This window comes from Carboxylicivirga litoralis (assembly GCF_025499605.1).
Taxonomy (GTDB): Bacteria; Bacteroidota; Bacteroidia; order Bacteroidales; family Marinilabiliaceae; genus Carboxylicivirga; species Carboxylicivirga litoralis.
Genome location: NZ_JAFMVC010000144.1, coordinates 1 through 368, shown reverse-complemented (window position 1 = coordinate 368; position 368 = coordinate 1). Strand labels below are relative to the sequence as shown.

At 41.8% G+C, this 368-nt stretch carries 2 tRNA genes; both read right to left on the bottom strand.

Going from position 1 to position 368, the window contains the following annotated elements:
* Positions 1–123: 123 nt before the first annotated feature.
* Positions 124–197: transfer RNA gene (locus tag J1N10_RS21155), tRNA-Ala, on the bottom strand.
* An 81-nt stretch (positions 198–278) separates the two neighbouring features.
* Positions 279–355 (bottom strand) — tRNA-Ile (locus J1N10_RS21150).
* Positions 356–368 lie beyond the last annotated feature (13 nt).

Here is a 368-nt window from a genome sequence, read left to right as displayed (position 1 = left end):
GAGAGCCTAGGCATCCCCCGTACGCCCTTATCTACTTTCTTTTACACACACCTAGTTGGTGTCTATGATTTTGATTTGTGTTGCCAATATGTCAATGATCGTTGTGCTAAATTATATAGCTTGTGGAGAATATCGGAGTCGAACCGATGACCTCCTGCGTGCAAGGCAGGCGCTCTAGCCAGCTGAGCTAATCCCCCATTTATTAATGCTTAATTTTTAATGATGAATTATTAATTTGTTTTCCATTAATAATTATTCATTTATCATTAACCATTACATGGTAGTCCCGGGCAGACTTGAACTGCCGACCCCTACATTATCAGTGTAGTGCTCTAACCAACTGAGCTACGGGACTGTTGCAGTGTCGT